Origin of the sequence: Micromonospora sp. NBC_00858 (genome assembly GCF_045207365.1) — a bacterium.
In the GTDB taxonomy this organism is placed as follows: Bacteria; Actinomycetota; Actinomycetes; order Mycobacteriales; family Micromonosporaceae; genus Micromonospora.
The window spans coordinates 975,158-990,876 of sequence record NZ_CP108828.1; the positions used below are offsets into that span (position 1 = coordinate 975,158).

At 70.4% G+C, this 15,719-nt stretch carries 14 protein-coding genes; 12 read left to right on the top strand and 2 right to left on the bottom strand.

The genetic code is table 11. The features are described from left to right. Positions 1-3 precede the first annotated feature (3 nt). From OG990_RS04510 to OG990_RS04530, 5 genes are read left to right on the top strand one after another with little or no spacing between them, the layout of a single operon-like run. Positions 4-567, top strand: coding sequence for an NADH-quinone oxidoreductase subunit J (locus tag OG990_RS04510; protein WP_406079092.1), 564 nt, complete (start codon positions 4-6; stop codon positions 565-567). Next, positions 564-866 carry an NADH-quinone oxidoreductase subunit NuoK gene (locus OG990_RS04515; protein WP_406079093.1) on the top strand — a complete coding sequence of 101 codons (303 nt, stop codon included), beginning with the start codon at positions 564-566 and terminating at the stop codon, positions 864-866. Before OG990_RS04510 ends, OG990_RS04515 begins: the two co-directional genes overlap by 4 nt. Further along, complete coding sequence (locus tag OG990_RS04520) at positions 863-2,806, top strand: proton-conducting transporter membrane subunit (protein ID WP_406079094.1); 1,944 nt, start codon at positions 863-865, stop codon at positions 2,804-2,806. The genes OG990_RS04515 and OG990_RS04520 overlap by 4 nt, the downstream gene beginning before the upstream one ends. A 3-nt stretch (positions 2,807-2,809) precedes the next feature. Next, entirely contained in the window at positions 2,810-4,300 is a 1,491-nt protein-coding gene (locus OG990_RS04525; RefSeq protein ID WP_406079095.1) for a NuoM family protein, read from the top strand. Between the two features lie 3 nt (positions 4,301-4,303). Next, complete coding sequence (locus OG990_RS04530; protein ID WP_406079097.1) at positions 4,304-5,722, top strand: NADH-quinone oxidoreductase subunit N; 1,419 nt, start codon at positions 4,304-4,306, stop codon at positions 5,720-5,722. 171 nt (positions 5,723-5,893) lie between these two features. Here OG990_RS04530 and OG990_RS04535 read toward each other — a convergent pair whose 3' ends face one another. Then, the gene (locus OG990_RS04535; RefSeq protein ID WP_406079098.1) at positions 5,894-7,468 is read right to left on the bottom strand and encodes a multicopper oxidase family protein; all 1,575 of its coding nucleotides are present in this window, start codon (positions 7,466-7,468) and stop codon (positions 5,894-5,896) included. A gap of 479 nt (positions 7,469-7,947) precedes the next feature. On the opposite strand from OG990_RS04535, the gene OG990_RS04540 reads away from it, so the two are divergent. After that, a complete protein-coding gene (locus OG990_RS04540) occupies positions 7,948-10,155 on the top strand; it encodes a heavy metal translocating P-type ATPase (RefSeq protein WP_406079099.1) in 2,208 nt (735 codons plus the stop codon). An 82-nt stretch (positions 10,156-10,237) separates the two neighbouring features. Here OG990_RS04540 and OG990_RS04545 read toward each other — a convergent pair whose 3' ends face one another. After that, entirely contained in the window at positions 10,238-11,086 is an 849-nt protein-coding gene (locus tag OG990_RS04545) for a F510_1955 family glycosylhydrolase (protein WP_406079100.1), read from the bottom strand. Between the two features lie 263 nt (positions 11,087-11,349). Between OG990_RS04545 and OG990_RS04550 the strand changes: the two genes are divergently transcribed. The 6 genes from OG990_RS04550 to OG990_RS04575 all read left to right on the top strand — a co-directional run bounded on the left by OG990_RS04550 (position 11,350) and on the right by OG990_RS04575 (position 15,415). Beyond that, entirely contained in the window at positions 11,350-11,745 is a 396-nt protein-coding gene (locus tag OG990_RS04550; protein ID WP_406079102.1) for a DUF2752 domain-containing protein, read from the top strand. Between the two features lie 153 nt (positions 11,746-11,898). Continuing rightward, positions 11,899-12,297 (top strand): hypothetical protein, encoded by a 399-nt coding sequence (locus OG990_RS04555; protein WP_406079103.1) that lies wholly within the window; start codon positions 11,899-11,901, stop codon positions 12,295-12,297. 74 nt (positions 12,298-12,371) lie between these two features. Beyond that, a complete protein-coding gene (locus OG990_RS04560; protein ID WP_406081653.1) occupies positions 12,372-13,013 on the top strand; it encodes a DUF305 domain-containing protein in 642 nt (213 codons plus the stop codon). Positions 13,014-13,326: 313 nt separating this feature from the next. Then, positions 13,327-13,995 carry a C39 family peptidase gene (locus OG990_RS04565; protein ID WP_406079104.1) on the top strand — a complete coding sequence of 223 codons (669 nt, stop codon included), beginning with the start codon at positions 13,327-13,329 and terminating at the stop codon, positions 13,993-13,995. A gap of 176 nt (positions 13,996-14,171) precedes the next feature. Further along, positions 14,172-14,498 carry a BlaI/MecI/CopY family transcriptional regulator gene (locus OG990_RS04570; protein ID WP_406081654.1) on the top strand — a complete coding sequence of 109 codons (327 nt, stop codon included), beginning with the start codon at positions 14,172-14,174 and terminating at the stop codon, positions 14,496-14,498. Then, on the top strand, positions 14,495-15,415 hold the full coding sequence (locus OG990_RS04575; protein ID WP_406079105.1) for a M56 family metallopeptidase: 921 nt from the start codon (positions 14,495-14,497) through the stop codon (positions 15,413-15,415). Before OG990_RS04570 ends, OG990_RS04575 begins: the two co-directional genes overlap by 4 nt. The last annotated feature ends 304 nt before the right edge of the window (positions 15,416-15,719 follow it).

Consider the following 15,719-nt stretch of genomic DNA (forward strand, 5'->3'; position numbering starts at 1 on the left):
ACGATGATCACCGCCATCTCGTTCTGGGTGCTCGCCGTCGTCGCCGTGCTCAGCGGGGCCGCCGTTTTCTGGGTCAACTCGATGGCCCGGGCCAGCTATTCGCTCGCGCTGTCGTTCATCGCGGTCGGGGTGCAGGTGCTGCTGCTTCAGCAGAACTACATCGGTGTGGTGACGATCCTGATGATGGTGATGGAGATGGCCGTGATGGCCGTCTACATGGTGATGTTCATGGGCATGAACCCGGCGCTGATGCCGATGAGCATGGTCCACGACAAGCGATACGCCCTGGCTGTGGCCGTCGGTGTGTTTGTCGCCCTGACCGCCGGGGTGCTGCTCGTTCCGTGGCCGGCCCGCCGCGGCGCCCCTGCCGAGGACGTGACGGCCGCGCTCGGTGAGGAGCTGATGGGCCCGAAGATGCTGGCGATGATCACCGTCGGCGTGGTCATGGCGGTCACGATCGTGGCTGGCGTGGTGCTGGCAGCGCACCGTACCCGCTACGACCGCTTCGGTGACGATCTGCGCCGCCGTCCCGCACACGACCCGCAACCGGGTGGGGTCGGCCGATGACCCTGCAGACCGTGCTGCTGGTGGCGGCGGCCCTGTTCAGCGTGGGCCTGTACGGCGCGCTGTCCCAGCAGGTCGTGGTGATGGTGATGATGGGCCTCGAGCTGATGCTCAACGGTCTCATCCTGGCCGCCGCCGGTTTCTGGTGGTTTCTCGCCCCGGATCCATCCGGGCAGGTGCTGCTGTTGGTGATCATCGCGGCGATGACCGTGGAGATGGCGATGGGCTTCGCGGTGGCCACCCTGTTGCACCGGTTACGCCGGGCCGATATGACCGACATGGCTGCGGACCTTTCCGGATGAGGGATTTGGCGCAGGTGTGCCTGTGGCTGCTGGTGGTCCTGCCGGCAGGCGTCGGTGCTCTGCTCGCCGCCGCCCGGCGGGCGAACCGAGTCGCCGTCCCCATCTCCTTGGCGACCGCCACCGCGATGGTGGGCCTGTCGGCGGTGGTGGCAGCCGCCCGCCCGGCGGTGTCGGTGCCCTTCCTGGCCGGCACCGACCTCGCGCTGGCCGTCGACGGGCTCGCCGCCCTGATCCTGCCCACGCTCACCGTGGTGACCCTGCTGGTGCTCCTCGCCTCGACCGGGGAGATCCACGCGTCGACCGCCCGGTTCCACGGGCTGATGCTGATCTTCGCCGCCGCGGTCGCGTTCACCGCGGCGGCGGCGACACTGCCGGCGCTGCTGCTGGCGTGGGAGATCATGGGTGCCGCGTCGTACGCGTTGATCGGTTTTCGGTGGCGCGACGAGGACCGGATGTCAGCCGGCCTCACCGCATTCCTCACCACCCGCGCCGCCGACCTGGGCCTCTACGCCGCCGCCGGGGCAGCGCTCGCCGGCGGCGCGGGCCTGGCCCTGGCGGATTTATCACAGAGCAGCCCGGGATGGCGGCACGTGATCGCCGCCGGCATCCTGGTCGCCGCGTTAGGCAAGGCCGCGCAGCTGCCGTTCTCGTTCTGGCTCTCCCGGGCGATGGCCGGCCCGAGCGCGGTGAGCGCCCTGCTGCACTCGGCGGCCATGGTGGCGATGGGCGGCTACCTGCTGCTGCGGGTCCAGCCGCTGCTCGCCGCCACCGGGTGGGCGGGCCCGGTGACCACCGGGTTCGGTGCCGCGACCGCGCTGCTGCTCGCAGCGGTGGCGGTGGCGCAGCGGGACCTCAAGCAGCTGCTGGCCGCCTCCACCGCCGCCCAACTCGGCTTCGTGGTGATGGCCGCTGGCGCCGGAACGGTCGCCGGCGGCGCCGCGCACCTCGTCGCGCACGCCGCGACCAAGGCGCTGCTGTTCCTGGCCGCCGGGGTGTGGCTGACCGCGTTGGGCACCAAGCGGCTCGCCGGCCTGCGCGGGGTCGTCGGGCGGTGGCGGCTGGTCGGCTGGTCGGCCACGGTCGGTGCGCTCGCTCTCGCGGGGATCGCACCGCTGTCGCTGTGGGCGACCAAGGACGCCGTCCTCACCGCCGTCGGCGAGCAGTCGCCCTGGCTGTATGCCACCGGCCTCGCCGCGTCGGCGCTGTCCGCCGCCTACGCCGCGAAGATCCTCGTCGTCATCTGGCCGCGGGTACCCGCCGACCGCCGGGCCGAGGTGGAGGCCCACTTCGACGAGGAGGAGCGGGGCAACCGGCGCGTGACGCTGCTGCAGCGAGTACCTCTGGTGCTGCTGGCGGTGGGCGCCGCGTACGCCGGTCTGCTGGCGCTCCCGCCGCTCGCCAGCACCGTCGCCCGGGCCGTCGGCGAGGCCGGCGGCTTTCACGCCTCTGCCCGGGAGTTGGTCGTGTCGGCGGCTGTCACCCTCGGGGTCCTGATGGTGGTCCTCGCCCGCCGACGGTTGCCGGAGCCGCGCTGGGCGCTGCGCTGGATGGGGCTGCAGGCGGCCGCGTCAGTGCTCGTGACGCGCCCCACGCTGCGCTGCGCGAACGCCCTGGCCCGGTTCGACGACCGGGTCGTGGACCGCGCAATCACCGGCGCCGCTCGGGCCGTGGTGTCGCTGAGTCGCCGCGCCGCCCGCTTCGACGACCGGGTTGTTGACCGTGCCGTGACATCAACCTCCGAACTGTCGATGCGGGTCGCGGCGCGCGCGGCGCGGGCCGATGACCGGTGGCTCGACGAGGCGGTGGAACACCTGGCCGCCAGGGTGCGTCGGCTGGGTCGGCTGGCCCGCCGGCCGCAGACCGGCCAACTGCACCACTACTACCTGCAAGCCGTCGTGGTCCTCCTCGTCGGCGTCGTCCTCCTCGTGGCGTTGGGGTGAGCCGTGCTCAGCGTGATCATTTTTCTGCCCCTCGTCGCCGGTTTGATCCTGGCCGTCCTCCCGCGGCTGAGCGACCGGATCGCCCGCTGGGCGTGGGTGGCGGTCACCGCCGTCGACCTCGCGCTGATCGTCGGGCTCTGGCTGCGCTACGACACCCCGGCACCCGGTGGTCTGGCCTTCGAGGAGCAGGCGGCATGGATCCCCGGCGTGAACAGCAGCTACCACCTGGGCGTCGACGGTCTGTCCCTACCGCTGGTCGCGATGACCACGGTGATCTTTCTGGCCTGCGCGGTGTACGCGCTGCGCAACCGTCACCGCCCGCGCGTGCAAGCCGCGCTGTTCCTGTTCCTGCAGAGCGTCAGCCTCGGTCTGTTCATCGCCGCCGACCTGATCCTCTTCTTCGTCTTCTTCGACCTGTCCATCGTCGGCATGTACTTCGTAATCGCCGGATGGGGCCACGGCGACCCGGGGCGCTCGGCGATGAAGTTCTTCCTCTACACGTTCCTCGGCTCGCTGGCGCTGCTCGTCGGATTCATCGGCCTGTACGTCGCCGCCGATCCGCACACCTTCGACATGCCGGCGCTCGCCGCGGCCACACCGTTGGCCGGGCGGCCCCTCGCCGGCGGGCTGGTGCTCGCCGCGATCCTGATCGGCCTCGCGGTGAAGACCCCCACGGTTCCCTTCCACACCTGGCTGCCGCCGGCACACACCGACGCCCCCGCCGTCGGCTCGGCGGTGCTGGCCGGGGTGCTGCTGAAGATGGGCACCTACGGCTTCGTGCGCATCGCCATGCCGATGCTGCCCCAGTCGTGGCGCGCCTGGGCCTGGGTCATCATCGTCGTGGGCGTGGTGTCGGTGCTCTACGGAGCGCTCGTTGCCCTGGCCCAGACCAACCTCAAACGCATGATCGCCTACACGTCGGTCAACCACATGGGCTACATCGTCCTCGCCGTCGGCGTCGCGGGCCTGGTAGCCACCGACACCGCGCAGGCCCGGACAATCGCGGTGACCGGCGCGGTCACCCAGATGGTCAGCCACGGCCTGATCACCGCCGCGCTGTTCCTGCTCACCGGCGTCCTACGGGACCGCGCCGCCAGCTACGACATGCGGGAGTACGGCGGACTCGCCGCCACAGCACCCAGCTTCGCGGCGCTCTTCGCCGTCGGCGCGTTCGCCTCCCTGGGCCTGCCGGCGTTCACTGGCTTCATCGCCGAGTTTCAGATCTTCACCGGCAGCGTCGCCGCCGCCCCAGCCACCGCCGTGGCGATCCTCGGCATCCTGATCACCGCCGCGCTGTTCCTGCGCGCGCTGCAACGCGTCTTCACCGGCGACACCAGGGGCCATTCGGTCGGCTTCACCGACCTGCACCCCGCCGAGGTGTGGTCGGTCGGCCCGCTGCTACTGCTCTCCCTGCTGTTCGGCGTTCTGCCGCGTCCGCTGCTCGACGTCATCGAACCCGCCGCCGCCAGCGTCATCGACCTCGTCGGGAGGTAGCCGGTGGAGACGGAGATGATGCGGCCGCTGTTGCTGCTGCCCGAGATGCTGCTCGTCGTCGGAGCGCTCACCGCCCTGCTCGGCGGCTCGTTCGTCCCCCGACACCAGCAGTGGATGATTCGGGTCCTCACCGCCGGCGTCCTCCTCGCGGTCATCGTCACCGCCGCGATAGGGATGGCCGGGCCCGCACGGACAGCCTTCGATGACAGTTACACCGTCGACACCGCCACCGGCGTGGCCCGGATCCTCGCCTCGGCCGCGACGCTGCTGGTGCTCATGCTGGCCGCCGACGAAATCGCCGGAACGGCACGGGAGAGCGAGACCTGCGCGCTGCTGCTCTTCGGCGCCGCGGGAACCGTGCTGCTCGCCGGCGCCCACGACCTGCTCGTCCTCGCCGCGGGTTTCCTCCTCGCCACCATCCCGCTCTACGGGCTCATCGGTCTCGTGTTCACCGCCCGAGGCGCCGAGGCAGCGATGAAGACGTATCTCATGGGGGCGCTGTTCGGCATCCTGCTCCTACTCGGCGTGACGATCCTGTCCGGACTCACCGGTAGCACCGGCTACGCCGAACTCACCAACGCTCTGGCTGACGTGCCACCGGCGGCGGTGACCGGGGCCCTCGTCGCGCTCGTGGCCGGGCTGATGTTCAAAGCCGGCGGGGTACCCGGCCACTTCTGGGTGCCCGACGCGGCGCAGGGTGCCAATGCCACAGCGGCGACGTTCCTGACCACGGTGCCCAAGATCGGAGCGATGGTCGCGGTGTACCGCCTGGTCGGCATCCTGCCCGACGCGGTGCCCTGGCCGGCGTTGATCGCGACCGTCGCGGTGGCGAGCATGACCCTGGGCAACCTGGCGGCGTACTGGCAATCCGACCCGCGGCGGCTACTCGGCTGGTCGACGGTCAGTCAGGTCGGGTTCGTGCTCGTGCCCGTGGTGGTGGCTGGCAACAGCGACCTGGCGCTGCCGTCGCTGCTGGTCTACCTCACCGCTTACACGGTGACGAACATCGCCGCCTTCGCCGTCACCGCCGCCCTGCCCGACCGCCGGGATCTCGGCGATTACCAAGGCCTGGCGACCCAGCGCCCATGGCTCGCCGCCGCCCTGGTCGTGGCGCTCCTCGGACTGGTTGGCACCCCACCCACCGGGGTGTTCGTCGGCAAGCTCACCACCGCCACCGCCGCCTGGGACGGCGGCCACGGCTGGCTCGCCGTCGTCGTCTTCATCAACACCCTGCTCAGCCTGTTCTACTACCTGCGCTGGATTGTCCCCACCTACCGTCAGCCGCAACGAGACGCGTCCGCGCGAGGAGAGACCCGCTTTCGGCGGCAATGGTCTCCGATCACCGCGGTCACGGCCGCCGCCCTCAGCCTTGCCGCCGGTCTGGCCGGGGGAGTGGTGTGGACCGTGGCCAGCGGCCCATAGGGGCAAGCCGGCGGGGATCCACATGCGGCCGCCCGCGTCCCGGACGAGGATCGCCACGACTGCGGCAATGGTTGGCGCGGGGCGGGAAGGCCGGGGGTCAGGCGGTTTCTCATTGGCCTCGCCACGAGCAAAGGCCGGTGCTCCGCGTCCATCGTTGGGCGGGACGGGCTGTCACCGCCGGTACGCCAAATTCGCCATCATGCCCGCCTGCCCGTGGTAGACGTTGTGGCAGTGGGTCATCCACTGACCGGGGTTCGTGGCGTCGAAGTCCACGGCGACCGTCCGGTGCGGGGTGACGATGACGGTGTCCTTGCGGGCGCCGCCGCCGGTTACGGCGAAGGTGTGCCCGTGCAGGTGCATGGGGTGGAACATCGTGGTGCGGTTGACGAATTCGAGCCGCACCCGCTCGCCTCGCTCGACCAGGAGCGGGTCAGCGTGGTCAAAGGTCACGCCGTTGATCGTCCATCGGTAGGGCGTCATCGACCCACCCAGCACCAGCCGGTGCACCCGGTCCGGTCGCTGCCCAGTCAGCGCCACGCTGTCCGCGGCCCGCAGCGTGTGGGTGAGGAGCACACGCCGGTCCAGTTCGACCGGCCGGTCCATAGCCGAGGGCGGGTCCCCCGCGCAGGTGCGCACCAGGGCGAGCCCTCGCCCACGCTTTCCCTCCGCGGCGGCGACCAGCGGGAACACCCCGTCAGCGAGTTCCGCTGTGACATCGACCCGCTCGCCCATCCCGAGCACGAGCGCGTCGGTCGTCGTCGGGACGACAGGGAAACCGTCAGTGTGCGTCACGGTCATCCGATGCCCACCCAGCGCCACCCGGAACGCCGTGTCGGAGCCGGCGTTGACCACCCGGATCCGCACCCGCTGCCCCGGCCTGGCGCGGAAGGTGACCGGTGCGGCGGGGACACGGCCGTTGATCAGGTAATGGGGGTAAGCGACGTCCCCGGCGCCGCCCAGCAGCGGCGAGGTCATCGTCTCCATCCCGGCCATATCCCCGTGCCCGCCCATGTCGCCCGGGCCCGTGCCGTCCATGGCGCCGTCGCCCACGCCGGGCATGTCGCCCCGGCCGCCATGATCCATTTCCGGCATGTCACCGTGGCCGGACATCGCGGTTAGCGCGGCGAGCACCTCCTCCGGGGTGCGGCCGGTGCCGTCGACCCAGTCGTCGAGCACCACGATCCACTCGTGGTCATAGCCGCCGGCGTCGTGCGGGTCGTCAACGACGAGAACCCCGTACAGCGCCCGGTCGAGCTGCAGCCCGGAGTGCGGGTGGTAGAAGTACGTGCCCGGGTCGGGGACGATGAACTCGTAGCGGTGCTGAGCGCCGAGGGAGATCGGCGCCTGGGTGAGACCGGGAACGCCATCCATGTCGTTGCGCAGCGCGATGCCGTGCCAGTGAACACTGGTGTCGGCGGGCAGTCCGTTGAGCACATCGACCCGGATAAGGTCACCGGCGCGAGCCCTGATCAGAGGGCCAGGCAGGTCGTCCGTGTATCCCCAGGTCCGCACCCGCGGTCCGCCCAGGTCGACAGTGACCGGCCGTGGATGCAGCGTCGCGGTCACCGTGCCCGCGCCGGGCCGCCGACGGCCCACCTCGACGCGAGGCACCAGGTCATCATGCGGAGTCACGACCGGAGGGCCGACAGCGCCGTCGGCCCAGGCGGCGGTGTCGGTGCTTGCAGCCACCCCCACCGCGCCCGCCAATCCGACGAGCAACCGACGGCGGCTGATGGCGGGCGTCATGACAGCTCCTCGGTCCGAAACGGCGGCCGAGCGGTCGTCGGCCTGGGCCGTGATGTCATGTGCGAGTCTCGCCGCGGCGGCGCGGAACATGGGGGGATTTCACGAGTGTGTGCCCTGTTTGGGTGGCTATTTGGTGTCTCGGCGCCCGAAGCCGCCATCCCAAGAGTTGCCCGCCGCACTGAGTGCCTAGTGCCCTGATGACCACAACGGCCAGTGCAATGGCAGCAATGCCTAAGTGTAGGCCTGTCCCTGCCGTCCCGTTCGGCCGAGCAATTCAGCCCGCTGCACCGTGGATTCGTCAACACGCAAGGAGCCCGCCGGGCAAGGCTGCAGCATCCATACGGGTCCCGGGTAGGGGTACCTGTTCACACCCCACCTCACTGCGCAAAACTGCGTCGCCGCAGGTAGCGGCCCTTCGCCACGTGACTGGTTGCCGGATACCCCTAGGGGGTATATGGTACCGGTTGGAGGTGGACGGCATGAGACACGAACACACGACCCACACCGAACCGACGGTCATCCCCGCTGAGGCGCGACACGATGGACATCAGGTGCAGGTGAGCGAGCAACCCACGGGCGGATCGCATGGCGGGCATGCCGGCGGTGCCCGACCCACGGACAGCCACAAGGGCGGGCACCACGATCATGGGGGGCACGGATCCTCTGGGGGGCACGGGGGTCATGACAAGCACGCGGGGCACGACCCGGAGCAGTTTCGGCGCAAGTTCTGGCTGAGCCTCGCGCTGACGGTTCCGATCGTGGCGACCAGCCACATGGTGATGGACTGGTTCGGCTACACGCTCGACTTCCCCGGCATGAGCTGGGTTGGCCCGGTTCTGGGGTCCGTGGTCTTCTTCTACGGAGGCTGGCCGTTCCTGCTCGGCGGCGTCCGCGAGGTCCGTGACCGGGCTCCGGGGATGATGCTGCTGATCTCGATGGCGATCACGGTGGCCTACATCGCGTCGCTGGCCACCAGCCTCGGCGCGTTCGATCTGGACTTCTGGTGGGAGCTGGCCGCGCTGGTCACCATCATGCTGCTGGGCCACTGGCAGGAGATGAAGGCGATCGGCCAGGCACAGGGCGCCCTCGCCGCGCTGGCAGCACTGCTGCCCGACGACGCCGAACGGGTCGACGACGACGGCGCCGTGCATCGGGTGCCAGTGTCCGAGCTGAGGGTCGCCGACGTGGTACTGGTTCGCTCTGGTGCCCGGGTACCGGCCGACGGCCGGATCGTCGACGGGACCGCGGAATTGGACGAGTCGATGATCACGGGGGAGTCCCGGCCGGTGCCGCGGGGCGTCGGGGACCGGGTCGTGGCCGGCACGGTGGCGACCGACTCCGCGCTACGGGTCCAGGTCGACGCCGTAGGGGACGACACCGCTCTGGCCGGCATCGGTCGGCTCGTGGCGCAGGCACAGGCCTCCAGCGGCCGGGCGCAGGTGCTGGCTGACCGGTTCGCCGCGATGCTCTTCTACGTCGCCACCGCCGCCGCGCTGGTCACCTTCGCTTCATGGTGGGCGCTGGGTGATCTCGACCAGTCCGTGGTGCGGACGGTGACGGTCCTGGTCATCGCCTGCCCCCACGCACTCGGGCTGGCGATCCCGCTGGTGATCGCACTGTCCACCGCGGTGTCGGCGAAGGCCGGCATCCTGATCAAGGACCGCCTCGCCTTGGAGCGGATGCGCACCGTCGACGCGGTGCTGTTCGACAAGACCGGCACCCTGACAAAGGGCGCGCACACCGTCACCGCCACCGCCGCGGCCAGCGGCGTCAACGAGAACGACGTGTTGCGCATCGCCGGCGCGGTCGAGGCAGACAGCGAACACCCCCTCGCCAAGGCTCTGGTCAAGGTCGCTCAGGACCGCGGGCTGCGGGCGAGCGCCCGCGACTTCCGATCCCTGACCGGTAGAGGAGTCCAAGCTGTCGTCGACAACGCCACCTGGGCGGTGGGCGGCCCAGCTCTACTACGGGAGCTTGGCGCCGCGGTCCCCGACGAGCTGGCGAGCGCAGCGCAAGGTTGGTCGGCGCGCGGCGCGGCGGTGCTGCACCTGATCCGCCTGCCGCAGGCCGGTCAGGCGACCGCGGTCGGCGCGTTCGCCCTCGAGGACGAGGTCCGTCCCGAGGCTCGCGAGGCCATTGCCGAGCTACGCGAACAGGGCGTCAAGAAGATCGTCATGATCACCGGAGATGCACGCTCGGTCGCCGAGGCGGTCGCCGCCGACCTGGGCTTCCGGCCCGGGGTGGACGAGGTGTTCGCCGAGGTGCTGCCCGCCGACAAGGACCAGGCGGTCGCCGACCTGCAGGCCCGGGGTCTGACCGTGGCGATGGTCGGCGACGGCGTCAACGACGCTCCCGCCCTGGCCCGCGCCGACGTGGGCCTGGCCATCGGGGCCGGCACGGACGTCGCGATCGAGTCCGCCGGGGTGATCCTGGCATCCTCGGACCCACGTGGTGTCACCGGCGTGATCCGGCTGTCCCGGGCGTCGTACCGCAAGATGACCCAGAACCTGGCCTGGGCCGCCGGGTACAACGTGGTGGCCATTCCCCTCGCGGCTGGCGCGCTGGCCTGGGCCGGGGTCACACTCAGCCCGGCGGTGGGAGCGGTGCTGATGTCCGTCTCCACCATCGTGGTGGCGCTGAACGCGCAGCTGCTGCGCCGGGTCAAGCTCACTCCCGGGCAGCACTGACCAGGCAGAAACGGCGGCCCGATCGGAATCATCCGACCGGGCCGCCGGCACAACGGCGGGGGCAAGCCACCTGGGCCCCGGCTCAGGGCAGCATCGACTGCCACGTCACGCCCGCGTCGGGGCTACGCAGCACCCGGCCGTCCCGGGTGGCCAGGTAGATCACGTTCTCGTGCACGGTCAGAGCGGCCGCGGCACCTGGTGCCCGGCCAGGGGCGGACGACCAGGTCGCCGCCGCGTCGACGGAGCGCACCGGCGTGCCGTCCACCGTGATCGCCACCAGCTCCCGCGAGGACCAGTGCAGCAACACCGCAGGCGGGCCGCCGGCCGGCGTCCAGGTGCGGCCGCCGTCGATCGAGCGGCGCAGCCCCTGATCGGTGCTGGCCAGCAGGGTTCCCGGGCGGTGGGGATCGACCGCCAAATCGTGGGCCTCGAGCGTGGAGCGGTTCTCCCAGGTCATCCGGTCACTGCTGGCCATCAGGGCGCCGCTGCTCGAATCGAGGCCATACACCACGCCGCCAGAGAAGCGCAGCAGGTGAAAGTCGGCCTGCCCGGCCAGAGACAGACCCTGCCAGGAGCGGCCGGCGTCGTTGCTGTGGATCAGCCCCAGGCGCGCCGGCCCGTCCTCGTCTGGGGCTGGGTGACCGGAGGCGAGGAACTCGTTAGGGCCGCTCACCGTGAAGCCCATGGTGTCCTGTCGGCCGTCCCCGACCCGGTCCGCCGCCATTTCGGAAAGCCGGAATACTCCGTGGTGGGTGGCCACATACAGCTGCCCATCGGCGGGATTCACGCCGATCCCGTGCACATGACTGAGCCGGCCGTTGTCCGACGCCGTCGAGGCGGTCGACGGGGCGGGGTCGTCACGCCAACCGGCCGCAGTGGCCGCGGCCGTGACGAGCAGGAGGACGCCGACGGCGACGCCAATCCACGCCATCCGATTCTGCCCCTTGAGGGCCACACCCGCTCCCTTGCCTCGATTCGATGATCCGCGGCGGCAACGCATGCCGATCCCGCAGCTGCCCCCCGATCATAAGCCATCTACTATTGCCCGATAGTAGTAGCGTCGGGAGCGTCACGGTGCAGACGTGGCAGCGACGCTCGGGTGGGCGCCTTCCGGATGGCGCGGCGAGGAGGCTACCGGTGCATCAGGTCACGGCAGCACCTGACCGGACGATGCGGCGCGCAGCCTCAGTGGCGATGGCTGCGGTACTGGCCGCGGCGGCGGGATTCGTGCTGCGCTTCGATCCCACCGACCGGCTCGCCGACCCGACCGGACCGTGCCTGTGGCACTCCCTCACCGGCATCAACGGCCCCGGCTGCGGCGGCACCCGCATGGTCTATTACCTCCTGCACGGCGATCTCACCCAGGCCGCCCGCCACCACCTGGCCGCGCTGGTAGCGGTGCCATTCGTGGCCTACCTCGGCGTCCGCTTCGTCGCCTCGGCCTGGCTCGGACGCGAACTGCCCGCGCTACGCCTGCCCACCTGGGCCTACGGGACCTACATCGCCGGCTTCCTGCTCTACACCACCGTGCTGCGCAACCTGCCGTGGGCGCCGTTCTCCTGGTTCAACATCCCCAACCTGACGCCGTAAAACCCGCCCCTCACCCGCCCCGACCAGAGAAGCCGCCATCCCGCACCGCTTTCCTCCAGCACGGCTGGTCGCCCCTTATGCCACCTTCTATCCTGGATTGGTATGAACAGGACAGCACGCCAGCGCCCGGGCAGGTTCGTCAGCCTGCCGCGGGTGCTGCTGCTCGTCCTGCTGGCCCTCGGCGTCGCCGGAATGCACACCTTCGGCCACGGCGACGGCGGGCACACCACGAGCGGCCACGACGCCACAGCGGCGGTCATGCCGCACGACACGCTCTCCGGTCCTGGTCAGGATGTTTCCGGTCGCCTGAGTCTGATCGCCCAGATCCGCGAGCCGCGCCCCAGTGGCAGCGCGGATTTGGGCCTCTTCTCGGTCTGCCTGGCTGTGCTCGGCGCGTTCGGACTGGCCGTCGGACTGGCACTACTGCGGGTGCGATCCCACGGTGAACGCTGTGATGCACGGACGCATCTCGCAGTTCACGGCGGCGGGCGCAGCCCGCCCGCACTGTTGCTCGGCCTGCGCGTCGCCGCGGTGTCGGTGCTGCGGATATAGGAAACGCCGCCGGTCAACCGACCGTCGATCCCTTATTCGCACACCAACAACCTGAAAGGCATTCCTTCACCATGATGCGCACCATCGTGATGCGTCGCGCCCTGCTGACCGGCGTCACCCTGTCCGCTCTCCTCGTGACCACCGCGGCATGTGGCGACGATATGAGCGGCATGGACCACGGCAGCGGCAACAGCCCAACGGTCACCGCTTCAGCGTCGGCGCAGGCCACCGCCACCGCCAACGACGCCGACGTCATGTTCGCCCAGATGATGATCCCGCACCACCGCCAGGCCGTCGAGATGGCCGATCTGGCGCCGACCCGCGCCAACGATCCTGAGTTGAAGGAACTCGCGGCGAAGATCAAGGCCGCGCAGGACCCGGAGATCGTGACGATGACGGGCTGGCTGACCGCGTGGGGCAAGCCCACCGCCGCGCCCGAGGGGCACGACATGCACGGCACGAGCTCGTCCGGCACGTCCGCGATGGCGGGCATGGCCAACGACGGGCAGATGAACGAGCTCAAGGCCGCTAAGGGCAGCGAGTTCGACAAGATGTTCGCCCAGATGATGATCGCCCACCACAACGGCGCCATCGAGATGGCCAAGACCGAGCAGGCCAACGGCAGCAATCCGGAGGCCAAGGCCCTCGCCGCGCAGATCGAAGCGGACCAGGCCGCAGAGGTGCAGACCCTGCAGAAAATCCTCGACCGCCTGTAACCACGAAAGGACGGCGGCCGGACCCACATCGGGTCCGGCCGCCGCTCTGTGGGCCACGACACCTGGTGCCGGGAACGACTCGCCGTATCGGCCAGCCTGCGACGACTGCCCAATCCTGTACGGCCCCGGGACGTCGCCGCAGCCTTCCCCCGCCATGAACGCGGAATGCGGGCCGGCCGTCGCCGGTTGCGCCGGTGTACGCCGGAGCAGCACGCCCCGGCGTTCGCCATATCCGGCCCCTGGAGGCCAGATGGCGTGTCCCCGTGATGCCAGCCCGACATCGGTCTGGTCACCCCGAGGAAAGGTGACAACGATGAACACGCTCACGCAATGGACCGCGGCTCGTACCGCAGTCGCTCGCAAGAGCGCGCGCGCAGTGGCCGGAGTGGCCCTCGTCGCCGCCGGCGTCGCCGCACCGGCGACCAGTGCGCTCGCCGCGCCGACGCAGGTACCTGCGGTGCAGATGGCAGAAAAGCAGTCGGACAAGCGCGTCGACTACCGCTTCCAGGAGCAGCCGAACATCTACTTCTGCGGCCCGGCGTCGACCCGCATCGCGCTCAGCGCCCAAGGCAAGATCCAGAGTCAGGATGAACTGGCGGCCAAGCTAGGCACCACCGTCGCCGGGACGGCCTCGGCGTTCGACATCACCCGTGTCCTCAACCAGGAACTCGGCAAGGACGTCTACAAGACCGGCGAGATCCCCAACGACACAGCCACCACCGACGAGGTGCAGCGCCTCAAGGCTGACCTGAGCACCGCGATCGACAACGACCGCGTTGCCGTGGTCAACGTCATCGGATCCGGCACCGACGTCGACGGGCTGTCGCGCGACTTTCCGGTCGGGCACTACGTGACCGTCGTGGCCTACGACGGCGACCAGGTAAAGATCGCCGACCCGTGGCAGCCGGTGGGCGACGGCACCTACTGGATGTCCGTCGGCGAGCTGGCCGAGTGGGCTGCTTCCCGCGGCTACTCGGCCTGACGTGGGCACTTGAGCAACGCGGCGGTCCCTGAAGCACAAATCAGGGACCGCCGCGTTCGTCCTGACGCCGCGCTACCCGCAGACTGCGTCACGGCGACGCGGGCCCAGCGTAGGCTGGCGGAAATGTGGGAGGCGGTGTGTCGGTGAACGGTCTGGGTGAGCTGGAGGCCGCCGTCATGGATGTGCTGTGGCAGGCGGACGAGCCCCTGCGCGTACGTGAGGTGCTGGATCGACTGACCGGACGCACCCTGGCCTACACGACCGTCATGACCGTGCTGGACAACCTGCACCGCAAACAGTGGGTGCTGCGCGACAAGACCGGCAAGGCCTATCACTACCGGCCCGCCGGCAGCCGGGAGGAACTCGTCGCCCGGGCCCTGCGGCGCATGCTGGAGACCAGCCTCCAACCGGATGTCGTGCTGCTGCACTTCGCCCGCTCGGCCTCCGATCGGGAACTGGCGGTGCTGCGGCAGGTACTTGACGAACGGACCGACTCCCGGTGAGCCCCGCCCTCGCCCTCATCGTCGGGGCGCTCGCCGTGGCCTGGCTCGCACCAGCGCTGCTGGAACGGGTCGTCGGCCCGGTCCGTGATCCGATCGCGGTGCTGCTCGCCTGGTGGGGCACCCTGGCCGCCGTGCTGCTGACCTTCGCCGCCGGCGTCACCTTGCTGCTCGCACCGGTCGACCGTCTGGGGGACTGGGCGGAGCATGTGGCGCACCACTGTTGGTTCGCGGTCCGGCATGGCCAGCTGCCCGCCCAGGATGAAGTCCTCGGCGTGGCCGGCGCGGTGGCGGTCTGCGCGCTGGCCACACGATCAGTGGTCGTGGCGGTTCGGCAGTGGCGTGCCCAGCGCGAGTCTCGCCAAGCGCACCATGACCTGGTGACGCTGCTCGGCGAAACCGTTACACCAGAACAGGAACCGGTGCTGCGGGTTCCGCATCCCGCACCGCTGGCCTACAGCGTCGGTGGCCGCCGAGGAATGGTCGTCGTCAGTGCTGGCGTCCTGCGACTACCGCCGGCGCAACGCGCGGCCGTGCTGTGTCACGAGCGGGCGCACCTACGCGGCCGGCACCATCTGATCGTCGCCATCGCGGAGGTCCTCGCCGCGGCCGCACCGTGGGTACCACTGACCCGCCGCGCGCCGCGCGCCATGCGGCTACTGGTCGAGCTGTGCGCCGACGCGGCTGCCGTCCGCACTTGCGGCGTGCCTGCGGTCCGCGGAGCGCTGATCGCCCTCAGCGGTGCCGCGCACCCCGCGCACGCCCTGCCCATGGCCGGAGCCGACGTGCCAACGCGGCTGCACCGCCTGCAGACAGCCACACCGCACCAGCGGATCGCGGCCCGTGTCGTACTTCCGCTGGTCGCGGCAATCGCGCCGGCAATGATCGGCGCCGTCACCGCTGTCGTCTTCTGCGCCTGACTCCGGCGAGGCGGCCAGCGCGCCGGCGGTCAAAGAGGAGCAGGTGTCCATCGCCGATGCCGTCCCTGGCGCCACGCGATCGGTCCCTCAAACGGCAGAGCGACAGGTGGGCCCCAGAGCCACCGATCGCCCAAACGTGCTGTCCACAAGTGTGTCCCGGGCGCCGGGCGCCGGGCGCTGATGACCGACCTAGACCAGAGCCATCGATCGCCAAACGTGCTGTGCACACAAGTGTGTCCCGGGCGCCGGGCGCTGATGACCGACCCAGACAGGTGGCCCCACCGCCCGTGTTGGCCATCGCGAC

Coding starts and splice junctions, on each gene's coding strand:
- OG990_RS04510 (WP_406079092.1), top strand. CDS start 4: ATGATCACCGCCATCTCGTTCTGGGTGCTCGCCGTCGTCGCCGTGCTC.
- OG990_RS04515 (WP_406079093.1), top strand. CDS start 564: ATGACCCTGCAGACCGTGCTGCTGGTGGCGGCGGCCCTGTTCAGCGTG.
- OG990_RS04520 (WP_406079094.1), top strand. CDS start 863: ATGAGGGATTTGGCGCAGGTGTGCCTGTGGCTGCTGGTGGTCCTGCCG.
- OG990_RS04535 (WP_406079098.1), bottom strand. CDS start 7,468: ATGACGCCCGCCATCAGCCGCCGTCGGTTGCTCGTCGGATTGGCGGGC.
- OG990_RS04540 (WP_406079099.1), top strand. CDS start 7,948: ATGAGACACGAACACACGACCCACACCGAACCGACGGTCATCCCCGCT.
- OG990_RS04545 (WP_406079100.1), bottom strand. CDS start 11,086: ATGGCGTGGATTGGCGTCGCCGTCGGCGTCCTCCTGCTCGTCACGGCC.
- OG990_RS04550 (WP_406079102.1), top strand. CDS start 11,350: ATGGCTGCGGTACTGGCCGCGGCGGCGGGATTCGTGCTGCGCTTCGAT.
- OG990_RS04560 (WP_406081653.1), top strand. CDS start 12,372: ATGCGCACCATCGTGATGCGTCGCGCCCTGCTGACCGGCGTCACCCTG.
- OG990_RS04565 (WP_406079104.1), top strand. CDS start 13,327: ATGAACACGCTCACGCAATGGACCGCGGCTCGTACCGCAGTCGCTCGC.
- OG990_RS04570 (WP_406081654.1), top strand. CDS start 14,172: ATGGATGTGCTGTGGCAGGCGGACGAGCCCCTGCGCGTACGTGAGGTG.